This is a genomic window from Sphingomonas sp. P4_G3 (assembly GCF_056401105.1).
In genome coordinates, this window is record NZ_JBFUJZ010000001.1 from 908,548 (window position 1) to 926,503 (window position 17,956).

General features: G+C 60.0%; 10 protein-coding genes. 7 read left to right on the plus strand and 3 right to left on the minus strand.

The genetic code is table 11. The features are described 5' to 3' along the window. Nucleotide 1: 1 nt before the first annotated feature. The gene (locus AC1DQQ_RS04245; RefSeq protein WP_478044340.1) at nt 2–3,334 is read right to left on the minus strand and encodes a TonB-dependent receptor; all 3,333 of its coding nucleotides are present in this window, start codon (nt 3,332–3,334) and stop codon (nt 2–4) included. Between the two features lie 1,011 nt (nt 3,335–4,345). Between AC1DQQ_RS04245 and AC1DQQ_RS04250 the strand changes: the two genes are divergently transcribed. The 5 genes from AC1DQQ_RS04250 to AC1DQQ_RS04270 all read left to right on the plus strand — a co-directional run bounded on the left by AC1DQQ_RS04250 (nt 4,346) and on the right by AC1DQQ_RS04270 (nt 11,870). Then, nucleotides 4,346–5,497 carry a sensor histidine kinase gene (locus AC1DQQ_RS04250; RefSeq protein ID WP_478040565.1) on the plus strand — a complete coding sequence of 384 codons (1,152 nt, stop codon included), beginning with the start codon at nt 4,346–4,348 and terminating at the stop codon, nt 5,495–5,497. Nucleotides 5,498–5,501: 4 nt separating this feature from the next. Then, nucleotides 5,502–6,302, plus strand: a complete 801-nt coding sequence (locus AC1DQQ_RS04255) for a LytR/AlgR family response regulator transcription factor (RefSeq protein WP_478044341.1) — start codon at nt 5,502–5,504, stop codon at nt 6,300–6,302. A gap of 666 nt (nt 6,303–6,968) precedes the next feature. Next, entirely contained in the window at nt 6,969–8,564 is a 1,596-nt protein-coding gene (locus AC1DQQ_RS04260) for a GH39 family glycosyl hydrolase (RefSeq protein ID WP_478044342.1), read from the plus strand. 190 nt (nt 8,565–8,754) lie between these two features. After that, a complete protein-coding gene (locus tag AC1DQQ_RS04265) occupies nt 8,755–9,819 on the plus strand; it encodes a glycoside hydrolase family 43 protein (RefSeq protein ID WP_478044516.1) in 1,065 nt (354 codons plus the stop codon). 257 nt (nt 9,820–10,076) lie between these two features. Beyond that, entirely contained in the window at nt 10,077–11,870 is a 1,794-nt protein-coding gene (locus AC1DQQ_RS04270) for a glycoside hydrolase family 127 protein (RefSeq protein WP_478044343.1), read from the plus strand. Nucleotides 11,871–11,899: 29 nt separating this feature from the next. On the opposite strand, the gene AC1DQQ_RS04275 is transcribed toward AC1DQQ_RS04270, so the two are convergent. Further along, a complete protein-coding gene (locus AC1DQQ_RS04275; protein WP_478044345.1) occupies nt 11,900–13,978 on the minus strand; it encodes a beta-galactosidase in 2,079 nt (692 codons plus the stop codon). Nucleotides 13,979–14,052: 74 nt separating this feature from the next. Further along, the gene (locus AC1DQQ_RS04280) at nt 14,053–15,600 is read right to left on the minus strand and encodes an alpha-L-fucosidase (RefSeq protein WP_478044346.1); all 1,548 of its coding nucleotides are present in this window, start codon (nt 15,598–15,600) and stop codon (nt 14,053–14,055) included. Between the two features lie 121 nt (nt 15,601–15,721). Between AC1DQQ_RS04280 and AC1DQQ_RS04285 the strand changes: the two genes are divergently transcribed. Both AC1DQQ_RS04285 and AC1DQQ_RS04290 read left to right on the plus strand, forming a co-directional pair. After that, nucleotides 15,722–16,666, plus strand: a complete 945-nt coding sequence (locus AC1DQQ_RS04285; RefSeq protein WP_478044347.1) for an IclR family transcriptional regulator — start codon at nt 15,722–15,724, stop codon at nt 16,664–16,666. A gap of 203 nt (nt 16,667–16,869) precedes the next feature. After that, complete coding sequence (locus tag AC1DQQ_RS04290; protein WP_478044349.1) at nt 16,870–17,874, plus strand: zinc-binding alcohol dehydrogenase family protein; 1,005 nt, start codon at nt 16,870–16,872, stop codon at nt 17,872–17,874. Nucleotides 17,875–17,956: the final 82 nt, after the last annotated feature.

A 17,956-nucleotide genomic window follows, 5' to 3' on the forward strand; every position in this document is an offset into this window, starting at 1 on the left:
ATCAGAATTTTGCCCGGAGGGTCGCGTTTATGCGGCGATCGCTCATGTTGGTGTCATAGGGCAGGAAGACGCCGGCCAAGGGCTCCTGAACCGTCTTGGACTTTGTATTGAGAAGGTTTCCGACCGAGGTGTTCAATACGAATCTGTCGTTGATCTTAAAGTCGAAGCTAAAGTCGACATAGCCCGCCGCCTTTGCCCACAATGGAACCATGTTGTATACCTGAAAATTATATGTCGACGAGAAGTCAGTCGGACTTAAAATTACGTTATATGGGTTCCCGCCTGAAGTCGCCCAAGACAGGGGATTGACGTTGGTGGACAGTAGTTGCTTGGAGCGCCAGTTATAAGCCAGACGCATGTTTACACGGCCACGGCTGTATAGCAGTTCGGCATTATACGAATATTTTGATAAATTGAAGAACGGCAGGCCTTTGATATCGTTGCCGAGAACGTCCGTGGCCTTGGGTCCCGGATTCGTGCTGTCGACGAAGGTGAAGCTGCCGTTGATGCCAAAGCCGCTGAGAAGGCCCGGCAGTTTGTCGAAGAAGGTGCGTGCGCCCACTTCGAAGCCCTTGATGTTCACGCCTTTGGTGGAAGTCTCGTTCTGTAGATACGTCCATGGCAGATCGTGCACAGATACCTGATTGTTGCCATCAACCAGCGGAGTCGGCTGGTTCTGCACGAACGACGTAAATATGGGTTGGTCCTTGATCTGCTTGGCAAACAAGCTGAGATAGACCATCGAGCCGTTCCGGGGATACCATTCGAGCGATAGATCTTCGCTCCGGATCATGGTCGGCTTCAGCCGGGCCCCCGCAGCCGTGATGCTGAAGTTCGTTAGGTACGGAAAGCTGATTGGGGTGCCGCCGCCCGGAGGCGTAACGGAGTAGTTCAGAGTATTCGCGCCAATGGAGCCACCGGCCCGGACGTCGTTGAGATTGGGCGGCGAGACTGCTTCCGCAGCCGCAGCCCTCATCACGAAGTTCGGCGTAACATCGAATTTGATGTTGAACGCGGGTAGAACACGGAAGAACGAATAGTCGAGCGACCTGGGAGTACTGGACGACGGGCTAGAATAGATCGTCGAAGGGTCGCCCGTTCCGCCAGCGAGTTGCGCTTGGATATAGGCGTCCGCGGCGGCCTGGCTCAGGAAAAAATTGGTAATCTGGTTTTGGCTGAGCTGTCCCGAGCTGTGGATTTCCGCCGCGACGAATCTGACACCAATGCTGCCAGAGAAACGAGGGATGATGCCCATGTTATCGTGTCCGAACTTCAGCTGGATATAACCCGCGTAGTTCTTGATTCTGGTATTGACCGGCCCATTTGTATTAAGAAGATGGGCATTATAATAATCCTGCGGCGTTCCGCCAGGAATTCTTTGGCCATAAGTACTCAGCAGATGATACCAATCATAATTTTTCATGACACTTTCGGATGGCATCAACACCGCGCCCGGTGACGGGACTCTCCCTCCGAAGTATTGAGGGAAGTTATAGAGTTGATAGTCGTTGGGCGAGCCATCCGGCGCCACGGTGTGGGTTGGAGTGTTGTCGCCACTGAGATAATATTTAATGCCCGCCCAAGGCTGAGCCAGCGGAGCCCAATAGGTTCCAGTGTCGACATCACTTTCGTTGCGCACCGACGCCCGGGCGCCGACCGAAACGCTTCTGAAGAAAGAATCGCTGCCGAAATCGTAATCCACGTCCACATTGGCGGCGAACATGTGTCCTTTATTGTCGATCCCGTGATTCGCCAACGTACTCCAATAGGCGGCTGTCGTATCCGCCAGAGCGGCAGCATCGAATCCGCCCACCACCGGAATGGACTTCCTCAAATCGAAGCTGGCGGACGCGAGATTGTTGGCTTCCTGCACGATCGAGGCGTACAGGCTTTTGCTTTTGGCCTGTGACGAAACATACTGCAGTCCGCCGCGGACCCGCACCTTATCGCCGGGCGTCCACAAGAACGTTTGCGAAATATCAAGCGTTGAACTCTTGCTGTGGCTGACGGAGCGAGAGCCGGTAAATCCTTGAATGTTGTCCAGCGGTGCGGTGCAGCCATAGATGCCGTTAGCCCAGTCGGCGGTGGTTTGAGAAACCGGCCCGCCATATCCTGCCTGGGAGCCACAATCGGTCGTCGGCGCCGGCGACCATCCTGGCGAATATTGTTGGAGCCAGGTATTTCCGGGCGTGCCGTAAACGATCTGTCCAGTCGCTCCATAGCGCAGCGAACCGGCGATCATCGCACCATTTGAGTCAAACGTGGGATTGACCGGAATATAGACTGCGTTTTGCTGGGGTGACGTCCCGAAGCCGGCTTGAGCAACTTGGCTATCCTGAACGTATTGGGAATAGAATACCGTGTTGGTAAAGGTCAGATTAGGATTCGGTCTCCATTGCAACGCCTGATAGGCGCCATAACGGTCTCGCTTAAAGCTACTGTTGCTCCAATTATACCCATAAGGGATCAGGCCCACGTTAGGCACCTTGACGGTGCCCCCCGCACCGTCCGGGACGGTGGCGACGTAGGGCGAACCGGGAGCATATTCAGCATAGAAGGGGCGTATCGCCAGATCGCTGCTCTGCGAGTCGTAACGCGAAAAGGCGAAGTCGTACAGAACGCCGAACTCGCCGATGCTCGTGTCCCATTTCTTCGTGAACAGAACGGACGCGCTGGGAGAGAATTTCCTGGCCATATCGCCATAGCTGCCACCGACCGTGAGGTCGATTTCCGGCTTGCTGTAATCAAACGGAAGCCGCGTCCGCAGATCGACCGCCGAAGCGCCGCCCTCGATGAGAGTGGCGAGCGAACCCTTGTAGACATCGACGGCGCTCATCAACTCAGGTGTTACGTCGCCCCAGCTAATCGCGCTGGCGCCGTTCGCGCTGAAGACTTGGCGCCCGTTGAGCATGCTGGAGTTAAAGGGCAAACCGCGCACGGAAATGCCGGTGCCTTCGATCTGGAAGCTCGGGTTACCCTGATCGGCCGAGAAGCGCGACAGGGTGACGCCCGACACGCGCTGAAGTACTTCGGTGATCGACGTGTCGGGGAGCTTGCCAGCCTGATCGGCAACGACGGAGTCGACGATAGTATCGGAATTTCGTTTGATCTCGATCGCATCGTTCAGCGCCTTCCGGCGTGCGGTGACGATGATGTCGGTCACGGCGTCGTCGCTCTTATCTTTCTTATCTTTCGCCTTGGCGGGCTTATCCGCGGCGGCATCGTCGGAGGTCTTCGCTTCGGTGCTTTGGGCCCATGCGGGCTGAGCCAGGCCGAGGCCTCCCAGGATCAGTGCCGAAATGCTGGCCTCGATCAGCAGGTTACGTGATTTCATCTACCCCTCCCATTCATCTTATTGATTAAGTTTGAATATTCCTCGCGGACCTGCCCGACAGGTGAGCGGCCTCTTGCCGCTTCATTCCGTTCGCCCGCGCGTCGATCACGGGACATTTGCTGCGATGATCTCTCGCCCGTCACGGCTTCAGGCCAACCCGCCCGAGGCGACCGCGGCTCCGCGCTTCAACCATGCGCGATCGCGGCATCCGACCTTGGTACCGCTACCATTTTTGGGCGCGAAAATCGGCGTCGCCGGTTTTGAAGCCCATCCTTGCGAGTTAAATCTGATCTGGGCGGCGCAGGGATAATGGCGCACCAGCGCTTGGGAGCGTGTGCCGGAGATCGCCTGGTCAATCCTCACTTTTCGACCCCTCCATTCAGATGGTAAGGGGGGAGGTGTCGCTCTGATCGGCATCATCTCTCCCCAACACGGCTCGTCCGTTCTTCCGACCCGCGAGGGTCGGCGCGTCTTCGCCATTCCTTATCAAACGACACAATTTTTCCGCCGCGTCCATGTATTGGATCGGCGGGTGCGCCAAAATTGGCGGAAAATGGCAGTGAAGAAGGGGGTCAGAATCCGTCCTGCCAATCCTCAGGCCGGCTTGCTGTTGATGAGTCCGGTTTGCAACATTTCATGCAAATGCCGATCTGCCAGCCTTGGTCGGGGGCCGGTACGCCCATAAGCAGCCAGCATGCGATCTCAGGCATGGCGAATCGTCGAATCACCCGCCAGGGTCGCTCGTGCCATCAGTTAATACTATAATATTGCCATGGCGATACTTGGGCAGAAGTCATTGCATTCGTTCGGCGACGCGCAAGGATGGCTTGGCTGGATATTGTGTGACTAGAATGAAGAGCGCTGGGGAGTGAGAAGGAAGCCGCATGTCTTGCCCGCCGGGATGGCAGCATGCGCGACCCCCGGTGCCTGGAGTCCCTAGATGCTGTCCGGCGACGGGCGTGACGTAAACGCGCTTTCTCGCCGCGAATGCGGTATAGACCATATTCAATTATGAGCTCCGTGCAGTCCAACTCCTCGATCTTGGCCAATGACGTGCGACAGCGGGCCCAGTCCGTCGGAGCGGACGGCGCCTGGTATCGCGCTTGGCGCGCCTGGCTTCGCCCGGCGGCCCTTATCTTCGCGATCTGGACATCGGTCGGCCTATTCCTGTCCTTGCCGGATATGCTGAGGGGCTTTCAATGGGACCACTTCATCGGGAAGATAATCGATTCCTGGGCCTGGGCGCTGCTTACGCCGGCACTGCTGCTGATCGACAGAAAGATCGTGCCGAAGGACCAGAACATCTTCCGCCTCAGCCTGCTCTTTCTTCTCCTGAGCGTCCCTTTCAGCCTAGTTCACACGTATCTCTCGGGACTTCTTCTTCTTCCGGTACCTCAAGTCTGGTGGAATCCGTTAACAAACAGCGAGTTCGCAGTGTATTATTTCCTGGGCGGCTGGCAGACTTACTGCGCCGCCGTAGGCATATTTCAATCATTCAGATACTATAACCGCTATTTGACAGGACAGCTCGAATTGGGGCGCGTGGAGACGAACCTGCTTGAGTGGCGTTTGAATGCGTTGCGCCTCCACCTCGAGCCGCATTTTCTCTTCAACACGCTGAATGCCATTTCATCAGAAGTCGGCACGAACCCTGAATTGGCGCGCAACATGATCGGTGATCTGGCCGCGCTGCTCCGGCGCTCGCTCGATTGCAAGGACATGCTGGAAATACCGCTGGCGCAGGAATTGGCGCTTCTGGAACATTATATCTCGATCCAGCGATTTCGCTTCGGGGACAGGATCCAAATCGAACTGGACATGGAGCCGGAGGCGCTAACGGCGATGGTCCCCTCGATGCTGCTCCAGCCCCTGGTCGAAAACGCCATTCGCCACGGTCTGGAAGGTCGCCTTTCTGGAGGAGCAATCGATATTTTGGCCCGGCGGACTGCGGGGCAGCTGCAAATCCGGGTGCTTGACGACGGGGTTGGACTGCCCGCGAACTGGCGGAAGGAGACCTCGACCGGCCTGGGTATCCGTGTGACGTGTGAACGCCTTGCTGCGCTCTATCCAGACCTGGGTGAACAAGCTCTCATAATCCAGCCTCGTCCGGGTGGTGGAACCGAGGTGGCGATCTGCCTGCCACTAAGCGAAGGGCGGCGATAAGGGGATGAAATCGCAACTTGGACCGATCACCGCTCTTGTCGTCGATGACGAGGCGCCGGCGCGCAAACGGCTGACGGATCTGCTGGCCAAGGACCGTAGCGTCGGCAAGATTCTTGAAGCAAGGAATGGCGTCGATGCGGTTGCGTTGATCCAGGACATGCGCCCGGACATCGTATTCCTCGATGTTCAGATGCCCGGTGTTGATGGCTTTGGCGTGATCGACGCCCTGGGTGCCGAAAACATGCCGTTGACGGTATTCGTCACGGCCTATGACCAGTTCGCGCTTCAGGCGTTCGATGCGGAGGCCGTCGATTATCTGCTCAAGCCGTTCGGCGACTCTCGCTATGAGAAGATGATGGAGCGCGTCAAAAAGCGGTTGGGCGAATTGCGCGCGGAAAATGCGGACGACGCAAATTCCTTTGGCCCGGAACTCCTCAAGCTGGCTGCAAAGCGTGCGAAGCCGGGCGAGATTTGGGAATGGATGGTCGTCAAGAAGCGGGACGCGACCCAGTTCGTGATGACGCAGGACATCGACTGGATCGAAGCGGCCGGCGTGTATGTGACACTACACGTAGGGGCAGAGGAATTCCTCTACCGGGCCGGGCTGACCACAGTCGTGAATCGGCTCGACCCCTTTCGGTTCATCCGCATCCATCGATCCAGTGTCGTGAATCTAAGGTCGGTCGCGTTTCTCGAACGCCGTTCGCATGGCGAGTTCGAGGTGGTGCTGAAGGACGGCACGCGCCTGATGCTCAGCCGGAGTTACCGGGATGAGGTCGAAACGATGCTGGGGCAATCGCTCTGAACTAGCTAATTTTCCTATGCGCGGATGAGTGTCCGCCGAGGACGGTGGCAGAGCGTGCTGCGAATAGGGCGGATCCGGCTATTCGCAATCAAGTACGCGATCGCCGAGAACCTGAAGTACGCCATGTCTCCGTCAAAGAGCAGCGCGATTGAACCCCGATTCGCGTTTTGCCCGCGGCTATTCTTACCGGCTTGCCGTCACCCGAGCCGTTTTACCCGACCAATTTGCCGGTCGAGAACAATCTCTGCAAAGCTGTCTGCGTTTCGCTATAACTCCTTGGGAGCGGCGTTGCGACAAATCGTCGTAGCTGCGATGAGTAACAAATTTCTCGGGACAATATTTAGATGTAACCTAGTTGATCTAAGTATCCCCAGAGCATAACTTGCATGGTATTCGCGCTATCTTTGGTAAATCTGAGTTGGCGATGAAGGCTGATCAGATAGATCCGGCTGGCGCGCACAATTACATGAGTTTGGACGAGCCTTCCTCTTGGGCCGGGAATAACATCCCGGCCCAGCTTTTTGCCTATCGGGTTCTGACGAGGTCGGAAGTGGCGGTGGCTGGGTAGACAGGTCGACCCCATTCGGCGTGTAAGAGAGCGCGCGCAGGAACGACAGAATCCGCTGAAGCGGATAAAGCGGATAAACAACTCTGGGAGAGAATTTCGTGAAGAGATGCCGATACGCCGTCCTTTCCTGCGGAGGTCTGGCGCTTGCGAGCCTGACATCTTCGGCGTTCGCGCAGTCCGCAGCGTCTGCGCCGCGCGTGCTGCAGGTGGATCGGGCGACGGCAGATACTCCGGTCGATCGCTTTTTCGATCTTTCCGTGGGATCCGATTATCCCGGAACGCTGATCCGTGACGACAGCATGGCCCAGCTCAAGACGGCGACGGGCGAACTGGGATTCCGCTACATTCGCTTCCACGCCATCTTCCATGACGTGCTCAAGACGGTGCAGGTGAAAAACGGACAAATCGTCTACGACTGGACGCGTATCGACGAACTTTACGACAAGTTGCTCGCACGCAACATCAAGCCCTTCGTCGAGCTCGGCTTCACCCCGGAAGCGCTCAAGACCTCGGACAATTCGATCTTCTATTGGAAGGGCAATACGTCACATCCGAAGCTGGATGGCTGGGCACACCTGATCGACGCGTTCGCTCGGCATATTCAGCAGCGTTATGGCGTCGAGGAGGTGCGGAGCTGGTATTTCGAAGTCTGGAACGAGCCCAATCTCGATGGTTTCTGGGAAAAGGCCGACCGCGACGCGTATTTCGCGCTTTATGACGTGACGGCGCGTACGCTGAAGGCGGTGGATCCTGCGCTGCGCGTGGGCGGCCCATCGACTGCCGGCGCGGCATGGGTGCCCGAATTCCTCGATCATGTCGCTGCGAACCGGGTGCCGGTCGATTTCGTCACCACGCACACTTATGGCGTAGACGGCGGCTTTCTCGACGAAGAGGGCAAGGGCGACACCAAACTCTCGTCTTCACCCGACGCGATCGTCGGCGACGTTCGCAGGGTACGCGCGCAAATCCAGGCGTCGCGCTTTCCCAATCTGCCGCTTTATTTCACCGAGTGGAGCACCAGCTACACGCCGCGCGACGCAGTGCACGACAGCTATGTGAGCGCACCCTATATTCTTACCAAGCTCAAAGGGGTCGAAGGTTCGGTCCAGGGCATGAGCTACTGGACCTATAGCGACCTGTTCGAAGAGCCCGGTCCGCCCACGGCGCCGTTCCAGGGAGGCTTCGGGCTGATGAATCCCGAGGGCGTTCGCAAGCCCGCCTGGTTTGCCTACAAGTATCTCAATGCGCTCCGGGGCCAGAGGATATCCGTGAAGGATCCCTACAGCATGGCCGCGGTCGATGGATCCGGATTAACCTTGCTGGTGTGGGATTGGCACCAGCCCGACCAGAAGCTCAGCAATCGTCCGTTCTACAGCCGATTGGTGGAGTCATCGCCCGCGACGCCGGTCAGCGCGCGCTTCGTGCATGTCCAGCCGGGGCGGTACCGTCTGCGTACCTACCGGACCGGCTACCGCCATAACGATGCCTATTCGGCCTATATCGATATGAAGATGCCCCAGAAGCTTTCGGCGGCCCAGCTGGAGCAATTGCAAGGGCTGACCCGGGACGTGGCCGAACGCGACGTCATCGTCACGGTCCCCAAAAGCGGATCCCTGAATATCGAGGCGCCCATGCGGACCAACGATATCCTGCTCATGCGGCTCGAACGCGTCGGCGCGAAGCAAGCCCAATAGAACCTTGGGGGAAGGCAGGGGGATGCCGGCGGCGTGAGATGCCGGTTGCCCCCGCATCACTGTGTTTGGCCCGTATTTAGCGCTTGCCCGTAATCGTCCCCCGGCGACGACCGAAACGGCTGACGGCGAGGTGGAGAATAGAATGACACGCAACGCCCATCGACTTCTCGTCCTGTTTGCTGTCCCGGCCATGGCAGCATTCGGCGTCGCACAGGCGCCGGCGAACGATGAGGCGCAGACCTCGGCGCGGCAATATCTCTCCCAGCCGCTCGTTACCTCGCCCTATACCGCGGATCCGGCGGCTCACGTGTTCGACGGCAAGCTCTATGTTTATGCCAGCCACGACACTGAAGAGGGGCCGCCGCTCCCTGACGTCGAGCCCTTCAAGAACAGCGAGGGCGGGGCGTTCAAGATGCGCGACTATGTCGTGTTGAGCATGACGCGTCCCAACGGACCGGTTCAGGTGCATCGCAATGTGCTCGACATTGCGAACGTACCCTGGGCGGCGCGACAGATGTGGGCGCCCGACGCTGCCTATCGCAACGGGATCTATTATCTATATTTCCCGGCCAAGGACCGCACCGGCGCCTTCCGCATCGGCGTCGCCACCTCGAAGCAGCCGGCCGGACCGTTCAAGGCCCGGCCCCAGCCGATCAAGGACAGCTTCTCGATCGACCCTGCGGTGTTCGTCGACGATGACGGCAGCAGTTATATGTATTTCGGCGGGTTGTCGGGCGGGCAGCTTCAGAAGAATGTCGGCGGCGTCTACGATCCGAACGGCCCTGCCGGCGATCCGCGAGGCCAGAACGAGCAGGCCTTCATGCCACAGGTGGCGAAGCTTCGCGGGGACATGCTCGAATTTGCGGAGAAACCGCGAGAGGCGCTGATCGTCGACGACCATGGCAAACCGCTCACGAGCGGCGATGGGACTCGGCGCTTCTTCGAAGCCTCGTGGATGCACAAATATCGCGGGAAATATTATCTCAGCTATTCCACCGGAGGCTCGCATCTCATCGCCTATGCGGTGGGGACGTCGCCTTACGGGCCCTTTACCTACAAGGGCAATGTCCTGCTGCCCGTGCAGGGCTGGACCACGCACCACTCGATCGTTCAGTATAAGGGGCGTTGGTGGCTATTTTATGCGGACACCCAGATCTCGGACAAGACCTGGCTGCGCAACGTCAAGGTGACCGAGTTGACCTACAATGCTGACGGGACAATCCGTACGATCGATCCGTTCGTGACGCCCAAATGATTCCATACACGAGCGGGCAGGACGGGTATCCTACGGCGGCGTGGGAGCGTCGGCCAATGCGCTCCAGCATATAGAGGAGATTAGCCGCCTTGAGGTTCCAGCCTGATCGCGCCGGCCGGTCGCGCCGCCAGTTTCTCGCCAGTGCCGGCATTGGCGCTTTGGTCGCAGCCTGGACCGGCAGTGTATCCGCCGTGGCCTTGGCGGATGCGCCGCAAAATCCCGTCGGGCGGCCCGTGGCCAAGTTGCAGCCATTCGACATGGCCGACGTGACGCTGGGGGACGGACCTTTCCTCCATGCCCAGCGAATGACCGAGGCGTATCTCCTGAAGTTGCAGCCCGACCGGCTGCTGCACAATTTCCGGTTGAACGCGGGCCTGCAGCCCAAGGCCCCGATTTATGGCGGCTGGGAGTCCAAGCCCGAATGGGCGGAGATTAATTGCCACGGGCACACTCTCGGCCATTACCTCTCGGCCTGCGCGTCGGCCTATCGCTCGACCCGCGACAGGCGGTTCAAACAGCGGATCGACTATATCGCCGGCGAACTGGCAGCGTGCCAGAAGGCGGCGGGCTCCGGCTTGGTCTGCGCATTTCCGAAGGGTGCGGCGCTGGTTTCGGCGCATCTGCGCGGGGAAAAGATCACCGGAGTTCCCTGGTACACGCTGCACAAGGTCTATGCGGGCTTGCGCGACGCGGCGCTGCTCGCAGACAGCGAGGCGTCCCGGGCGGTGCTGGTGCGGCTGGCGGACTGGGGTGTGGTCGCCACCCGCCCGCTGACCGATACGGAGTTCGAGGCCATGCTCGGTACCGAGCATGGCGGCATGAACGAGATCTATGCCGACCTCCATTTCATGACCGGCAATCCCGAATATCTGACCATCGCACAGCGTTTTTCGCACAAGGCAATCATGGAGCCGCTGGCGGAGGGCCGCGACTATCTGGACGGGCTGCACGCGAACACGCAGGTACCGAAGATCGTCGGTTTCCAGCGCGTCTATGAGGCGACCGGAGATACCAAATATCGCGCCGCCGCCGCGTTTTTCTGGGAGACGGTGACACGCACGCGCTCATTCGCCAGCGGCGGACATGGCGACAACGAGCACTTCTTTGCGATGGCGGATTTCAGCAAGCACGTCTTCTCGGCCAAGGGATCGGAGACATGTTGCCAGTATAACATGCTCAAATTGACCCGAGCCTTGTTCCTGCACGACCCCCGGGCAGAATATGCCGATTACTATGAGCGCACGCTCTATAACGGGATCCTCGCCTCTCAGGACCCGGATTCCGGGATGGCCACCTATTTTCAGGGCGCCCGCCCGGGTTATATGAAGCTCTACCACACCCCCGAGGATTCCTTCTGGTGCTGCACCGGAACGGGCATGGAAAATCACGTCAAGTATCGGGACGCAATCTACTTCCACGACGATGACGCGCTCTATGTGAATCTTTTCGTGCCATCCTCGGTGACCTGGAAAGAGAAGGGAGCGGTGCTGTCTCAGGTTACGACCTTCCCCGAGGCGCCGACGACCACGCTGCGCTGGAAGTTGCTACGACCGACACAGCTGGCACTGAAGCTGCGCCACCCACGCTGGAGCCGAACCGCGATCGTCCTGATCAACGGCGTGGAGGCTGCACGCTCCGCTACGCCCGGTAGCTATGTCGAGGTAAAACGCACCTGGAGGAGCGGCGACCAGGTCGAACTGCGGCTTGCCATGGAAACATCGGCTGAGAGTGCGCCTGCGGCTCCCGACATCGTCGCGTTCACTTACGGTCCGCTAGTACTTGCCGGCGCATTAGGACGGGAAGGGCTGGCGCCAGGCACGGACATCATCGTGAACGAGCGCAAATATGGCAGCTATAACGATACCCCCTTCACGGCACCGACCCTTGCCGGCGATCGACGGGCGCTAGCAAAAGGGATCCGCGCCGGGGATAAACCGCTGGAATTCACGATCGCCTCGGCGGAAGGGGAGCCGGTGCGGCTGATCCCATATTACCGTATCGCGCACGAGCGATACGCGACCTATTGGCAGGTCAGCCCTGGCAGGGCCTGATCGGCGGATCAGTTCCGTTCTCGCGACTCCTATTTGACGAGTTCTACGCCATACGGGGCCAGCGCGACGGTGCCGGCGTAGCGCTTGTGCGACAGCACGCCCGTCTTCACGCCATCGAATGACACGGTGATCGGGCCCTGGGTCGTGTTGACGTAAAGCGTACGCCCATCGACCTCGCGCGCGATCACGCCGGGCGGCGTCGAAGGGCCGCGTTTTATGCCAAGGGCGGGATAGAGCGAACGCACCAGCGGCCCGAGCAGTTCGGCTTGCGGTGCGGTGGCGACGTAGATCGCCTGACCCTTGCCGAACTGATTGACGGTGATCGCGGCGCTCTTTTGCGACGTGTTGGAGAACGTCGCGAGCGGCTTGGCGGTACCGAGTTCGAGCACTTCATAATAAGGGTCGCTGCCGGTCAGCGTCTGGCCACCGAAGGTAACCTTCAAGGGCTGTTCCGCGCGGTAGAACGCATTGGTCCGCAGGCCGAAAACGTCGCTCAACCGGCCGGGCAGGGATGTTTCGAACCATTTGCCGGTCTCATCGACCTTCGCTGAATAGCCGGTCATGATCACCGTGCCGCCATTGGCGACGTACTTTCGCACGGCCGCCGCGGTTGGCTCGTCCATCACATAGGTGCTGGGAAGAATCGCGAGCTTGTAGCGATCGAGCGTGTCGTGGCCGAAGTCGATGACCGCGGCGTCGATATTGTCCTCGAAGAAGGGACGGAAGGCCGTCTGGGCCTGGCCGGTGTAATTGCCCTTGAAATATTCCGGCGTTGTGTTCGGCCCCGGGGGCGGGCTGGTCAGCCAGAGGTTTTGGAACGAGAAGTTCACGGCGACTTCGGGCTGGTGATAGCGCGGGAACCCCAGCGTCTTCATGGTCTGGAATTCGCGCGCGATCTGGGCGAACTCGTCGACCTTCCAAGACGGGCGACCGTCGTGATCGACCAAGCCGAATAATGCCTGCTCTTCGCCGCCGATATGCGAATTGAACGTCCAGGCGAGGAAGGTCTGCGTGTAATAGATCAGACCGAAATAGGCCCACATTCGCGAGCGGCCGGGCGTGCCATAATAGCCGCCCCCGCCGGCGGTGAACTCGTTGAACCAAAGTGGCGTGTCATGCCCCGCCCGGTTTGACATCGCCTCGAATGCGGCGCCGCCCGGATCGCCGGGATAAAAGCCTTGCGCGCCATAGGTCGAGATCTTTTCCCACGAGCGCAGATAGTCGAAGCCCTTGGTCCCCGCCGTCGGCCAGAAGTTGGAAGCGACGGGAAGGTTCGGCGCATATTGCTTGCGCACCGCTTCCAGCTCCTCGAGCGCGCCGATCGTATCGTCGGACCAGTAGCGGCGCAGCTCGAGATAGCGCTCATTCGGCCCGGGACCCCGCTCATAAGGTAGGTCCACCTGATCCCAGCTGTTGATGCGGCGCGACCAGCGCTGGGTCGCCCATGCCTTGTTCAGCGCGTCGATGGAGCCGTAGCGACGCTTGAGCCAGACGACGAAACGATCTCGATCGGCCGCGGAATAGGACATGTGTCCGTTTCCGATCTCATTGTCGTAACCCACCGCGATCACTGCGGGATTATGGGCGTATTGTTCCATCATCTTCTGGGCGAGGCGTCGTGCCAGGCGGCGATAGTCGGGATCGCTGATATTGTCCCAATAGCGGCTCGCCGCGTTGACCCTGACACCATCCTGATTGATGATATCCACGCCGGGATAGTGTTTGTGCATCCAGATCGGCGCCGGTTCACCAGGGATATCGACGATGACGCGGATGCCGGCCTGGTGCATCTGATCGATCACCTTGTCGAACCATTCGAACGTGAAGCGGCCTTCTTCCGGCTCGAACGAGTCCCAGGACAGATCGCCCATCCGCACCAGGTTGAACCCCGCGGCCTTCATGATCGCGATATCCTGCCGAATCTGGTCCGGGCTGCGATCGACCGGTTGGTAGCAGGTGCCGACGAACAACTGGCCCTTGCCTGGCCATTCGGGGTGCCCGACGGCGCTCTGCGCGCGCGCCGGCGCGGTGAGACCGCCCGGTGCCAAGCCATTAGAAGCAACGAGCGCGAGGGCAATGGCGGCGAGGCTAGCCGAGCGGCGGTGCATGGTAAGTCCTTCGATGGATCGATGGTCGAAACGGCCAGGGCAATTGCTCGCACCAGCCCGGCGCTGTTTGGGTGTCAGGCCAAATGTATCTTGAAAACGCTGGCGTGGCGGGTCGGCAGGCGGCCGGGAACGTCGATCGAAAGGGCTTTGGCGGTCCGGCGAAATCCAACCGAGCCAGCGCCGAGCAGTTCGACGCCGACCACGCGGCCCTGCGCATGAGGCGCGTCGACCCGCAACGAAGCGATCTCCGTCACCTTCGACGGTTCGCCAAGCGTAATCGCGTAGAGCGCCTTGCCCTTGACCGTGAAGCGGATGTCGCGCGCCGAATAATCGACCTGCTCCTTGAACATGCCGGCTTCGGCCTCGGTTGGCCCCTCGCCATAAATGGCCCATGGACGTGTGCCGTGGATTGCCTCGGCGTTGACCGCCATCCACGCCGAGAGCTCGGTCAGGAGCTCATCCGATTCCGGCGGCAGCGATCCGTCCGCGTAGAGGACCACATTCAACAGCATATTGCCGTTCTTGCTGACGATGTCGGCAAGCATGGTCAGGATTTCACCGGGCGTCTTGTACTTGTAATTGTCGCTGTAGAACCAGTCGCCGTTGGAGGTGTCGGTCTGCCAGGGTAGGGGGTTGATGCCCTTGAGCACGCCGCGCTCGACGTCCTGCACCATTCCTTCCTTGAAGAACTCGCCCGTGCCGCTGTCCTTGCAATTATAGACCGCCTCGAGGTGCCCGGTGCGGGCGATGCTGCTGTTGTAGAGATGGGCGACCAGCGTGCGGCCGACCTCGCCGAACGGCAGTCCGCCATCCGAATAGAGAAGGTCCGGCTGGTAACTGTCGACGAGATCGCGGATCCGCTTCAACCAGCGCTGATGGTAAGCAGGATTGGTGGTGTACCAGCTTTCCCTGGTGTTGCGGAACGGTTCGTCGCGATTGTCGTGATAGAGATCGGCATAGGCCGGATCGGCGCCGTCATAGGGGACGCCAAGCTTGGGCCAGAACTGGTCGTAGAGATGGTTCGGATACGACCAGCAATAGCTGGCGCCGAGATGTTCGGAAACGCCGAAGCGGAGTCCTTGCCGCTTCGCCGCCGCCTGCCAGGCGCCGACGACGTCGCGCTTCGGCCCCATGGCGGCGGCATTCCAACGATGGTGTTTCGAGTTCCAAAGGTCGAAATTGTCGTGGTGCACGCCCATCGAGACGAAATATTTCGCGCCCGCCGCCGCATAGCGCGTCATCAGCGCGTCCGGATTCCAGCGCTCGGCCTTCCATAGCGGGATGAGGTCCTTGTAGCCCTTTTCCGACGGATGTCCGTAGGTCTTGAGATGGTGATCGTAGTGCGGATGGCCTGGCACATACATGAAGCGGGCGTACCAATCCCCCTGACGCGGCACCGCTTGCGGGCCCCAATGCGCCCAGATGCCGAACTTCGCGTCCCTGAACCAATCCGGCGTCCGGTAGGTTTTGAGCGATTCCGGCGTCGCGTTGAACGGGCCGCGCGCGATGTCGCGTTCGGTCGCTGAGGGTGCGGCGGCCGCAGGCTGAATCCGGCCAAGCGCGCCAGCGCCAAGGGCAAGAAACGGGCCGCCCAAAATCTCGCGTTTGCTGAACCTCGTCATCTCTCTCCCCCGGCGGTGCGCGCTTTCCGGTCTAGCCGTCGCAGATGGCTCACTGATCATTTTCACTGGTGCAATATTATTCTCTTTGATGCAATCTGGCTAGTATGAACGCAGGCAAGTGGTGCTTGATCTGGATCGAAGCCTGGCCGCCAGCGGGCTCAGAGAAGATATGGAAACGGGCGCGGTTCGCCCGCCGATGCCGATACCAGCCTTCCGACTTGTGCTGCGCCGCAGGCCGGGCGATCACGCCTCTGACAGAGAGCATGGAGAGATTGAGGCCGCGATGGGACGAACAGGGGTGAAAGGGACCTACGCCGCGCCGGCGATCCACAAAGCCTTCGAGGTGATCGAACTGCTGGTGAAATGGCCGCAGGGAGCTTTGGTCAGTGAGATGGCAGCCGATCTAGGGCGTACCGTCGGGGAGTTGTTTCGCATCGTGGTCGTGATGGAGCAGCTGGGATATCTTCAGAAATCGCAGACGACCGATCGCTACACGGTCACCTATAAGCTCCTCGACCTCGCCTACCGGGCGACACCGTCGCAGGATCTCGTCCGGGCGGCGCTGCCGGAAATGCAGGTATTGGCAATGGAAGCCGGCCAGTCCTGCCATCTGGTCGTGCCGAACGGCGGTCGCGGCATCGTGATAGCGCGCGAAGAACAGCCAGGTACGCGTGGCTTCGCGCTCAAGGTAGGCGCTCATATCGACATCGTGGCGAGCTGCTCCGGCCAGGTCATCCTGGCATTTTCAAACGACCAGCGCCGCGAGCAGATTGTGCGCGCCGCGGAAAGCGAGCGTGGCGTCGAGGTGGACCGCGCCTGGCTGACGGAGCGAAAGGAAGCGATCCGTGCTGCCGGCTTCGATCTGCGCAAGAGTCCGATCACCTATGGCGTGACCGACATCAGCTTTCCGGTCTTCGGCTTTGATCGCGAGGTCATTGCGGCGTTGACCATTCCCTTCCTCGAACTGATCGACGGTTCGCAGAAAGTCCATATCGAGGCGGCATGCGATCTCCTCCGCTTGGCCACGATACGCGTGTCGGATCGGCTAGGCTATCAACCGGGCTGACTTCTCCGCGATCTACGATGGCCTGATCGCAATCGCGCCGGGTCGGCGCATCCGGTCCGAGACACTCGGCCTCGGGAATGCGAATTCCTGTCTTGCGAACTTGGCGTCAGATCGTAAGTAAAAGCCGTTAGCGCTAGCGATAACGAACTTGCATATACGGAAATAACCGTGCGATGGGCGATGTCCTGGAGGGACCGATCGTTATGCGCGCCATTATTTGCCGTGAGCCATTTCACCTCGACGTAATCGCGCGCGATAAACCGCAGCCGGGACCTGGCGAGGCGCTGATCCACATTCGGCATATCGGCCTGTGCGGCACCGACTTCCATATCTTCGCCGGGAAACATCCCTTTCTGGATTACCCGCGGATCATGGGCCACGAATTAGGCGGCGAAATTGTTGCCCTGGGCGAGGGGACGTCTCTGCGCATCGGGCAGCAGGTCGCGATCAATCCCTATCTCGCGTGCGGCCATTGCGTGGCGTGCCGTCGCGACAAGCCCAACGCTTGCGTCAACATTCGCGTGCTCGGCGTCCATATCGATGGCGGCATGTGCGAATTCCTGGCCGTGCCGCAAACAGCGGTGATCGATGCGGAAGGCCTCTCGCCGGTGCAGGCGGCGATGGTCGAGTTCCTGGCGGTAGGAGCGCATGCAGCCGCCCGCGCGCCAAAAGGCGGCGACCATATGCTCGTCGTAGGCGCAGGGCCGATCGGTGTCGCGACTGCGCTGTTCGCGAAGCTGGATGGAAGAAAACCGCTACTCGTCGATCGGCTGCCCGCTCGGGTCACCTTCGTTCGCGACCGCCTTGGGCTGGACGGGGTCGTCGCGGATGACGAGCTTGATCAGACGCTTGCCGACCGGACCAACGGCGACATGTTCGACGTCGTGGTCGACGCCACCGGATCGCTGGCGGCGATGCGTCACAGCTTGTCGTTCGTCGCGCATAGCGGTGCACTGGTGCTGGTCGGCGTCGCGCAGGGCGAGCTCAGTTTCGAAGACCCGGAATTCCACAAGCGCGAGGCGACGCTGATCGCGAGCCGAAATGCACTGGCTGAGGACTTCTCGCGGGTGATCGAGGCGATAAAGTCCGGAGCTATTCCGACCGATGTCCTACACACCCACAGCATCGCGGCCGACGAATTGCCGCAGCGCCTGCCCGAATTGGTCCGCAATGCCGATAGCATTCTCAAGGTCGTCGCGTCGTTCTGATCGCCGCTGTGACCTGTGGCCGCTCGATCCCAACATTCTCCTGTAGCGCGCGGCGCACGTTTCGATTTTCCCGGCTAGGGAA

Excerpts from the sequence above, each read along its gene's own strand:
- AC1DQQ_RS04250 (WP_478040565.1), top strand. The coding sequence starts at position 4,346 with ATGAGCTCCGTGCAGTCCAACTCCTCGATCTTGGCCAATGACGTGCGA.
- AC1DQQ_RS04265 (WP_478044516.1), top strand. The coding sequence starts at position 8,755 with ATGGCAGCATTCGGCGTCGCACAGGCGCCGGCGAACGATGAGGCGCAG.
- AC1DQQ_RS04280 (WP_478044346.1), bottom strand. The coding sequence starts at position 15,600 with ATGACGAGGTTCAGCAAACGCGAGATTTTGGGCGGCCCGTTTCTTGCC.
- AC1DQQ_RS04270 (WP_478044343.1), top strand. The coding sequence starts at position 10,077 with ATGGCCGACGTGACGCTGGGGGACGGACCTTTCCTCCATGCCCAGCGA.
- AC1DQQ_RS04275 (WP_478044345.1), bottom strand. The coding sequence starts at position 13,978 with ATGCACCGCCGCTCGGCTAGCCTCGCCGCCATTGCCCTCGCGCTCGTT.
- AC1DQQ_RS04290 (WP_478044349.1), top strand. The coding sequence starts at position 16,870 with ATGCGCGCCATTATTTGCCGTGAGCCATTTCACCTCGACGTAATCGCG.
- AC1DQQ_RS04245 (WP_478044340.1), bottom strand. The coding sequence starts at position 3,334 with ATGAAATCACGTAACCTGCTGATCGAGGCCAGCATTTCGGCACTGATC.
- AC1DQQ_RS04255 (WP_478044341.1), top strand. The coding sequence starts at position 5,502 with ATGAAATCGCAACTTGGACCGATCACCGCTCTTGTCGTCGATGACGAG.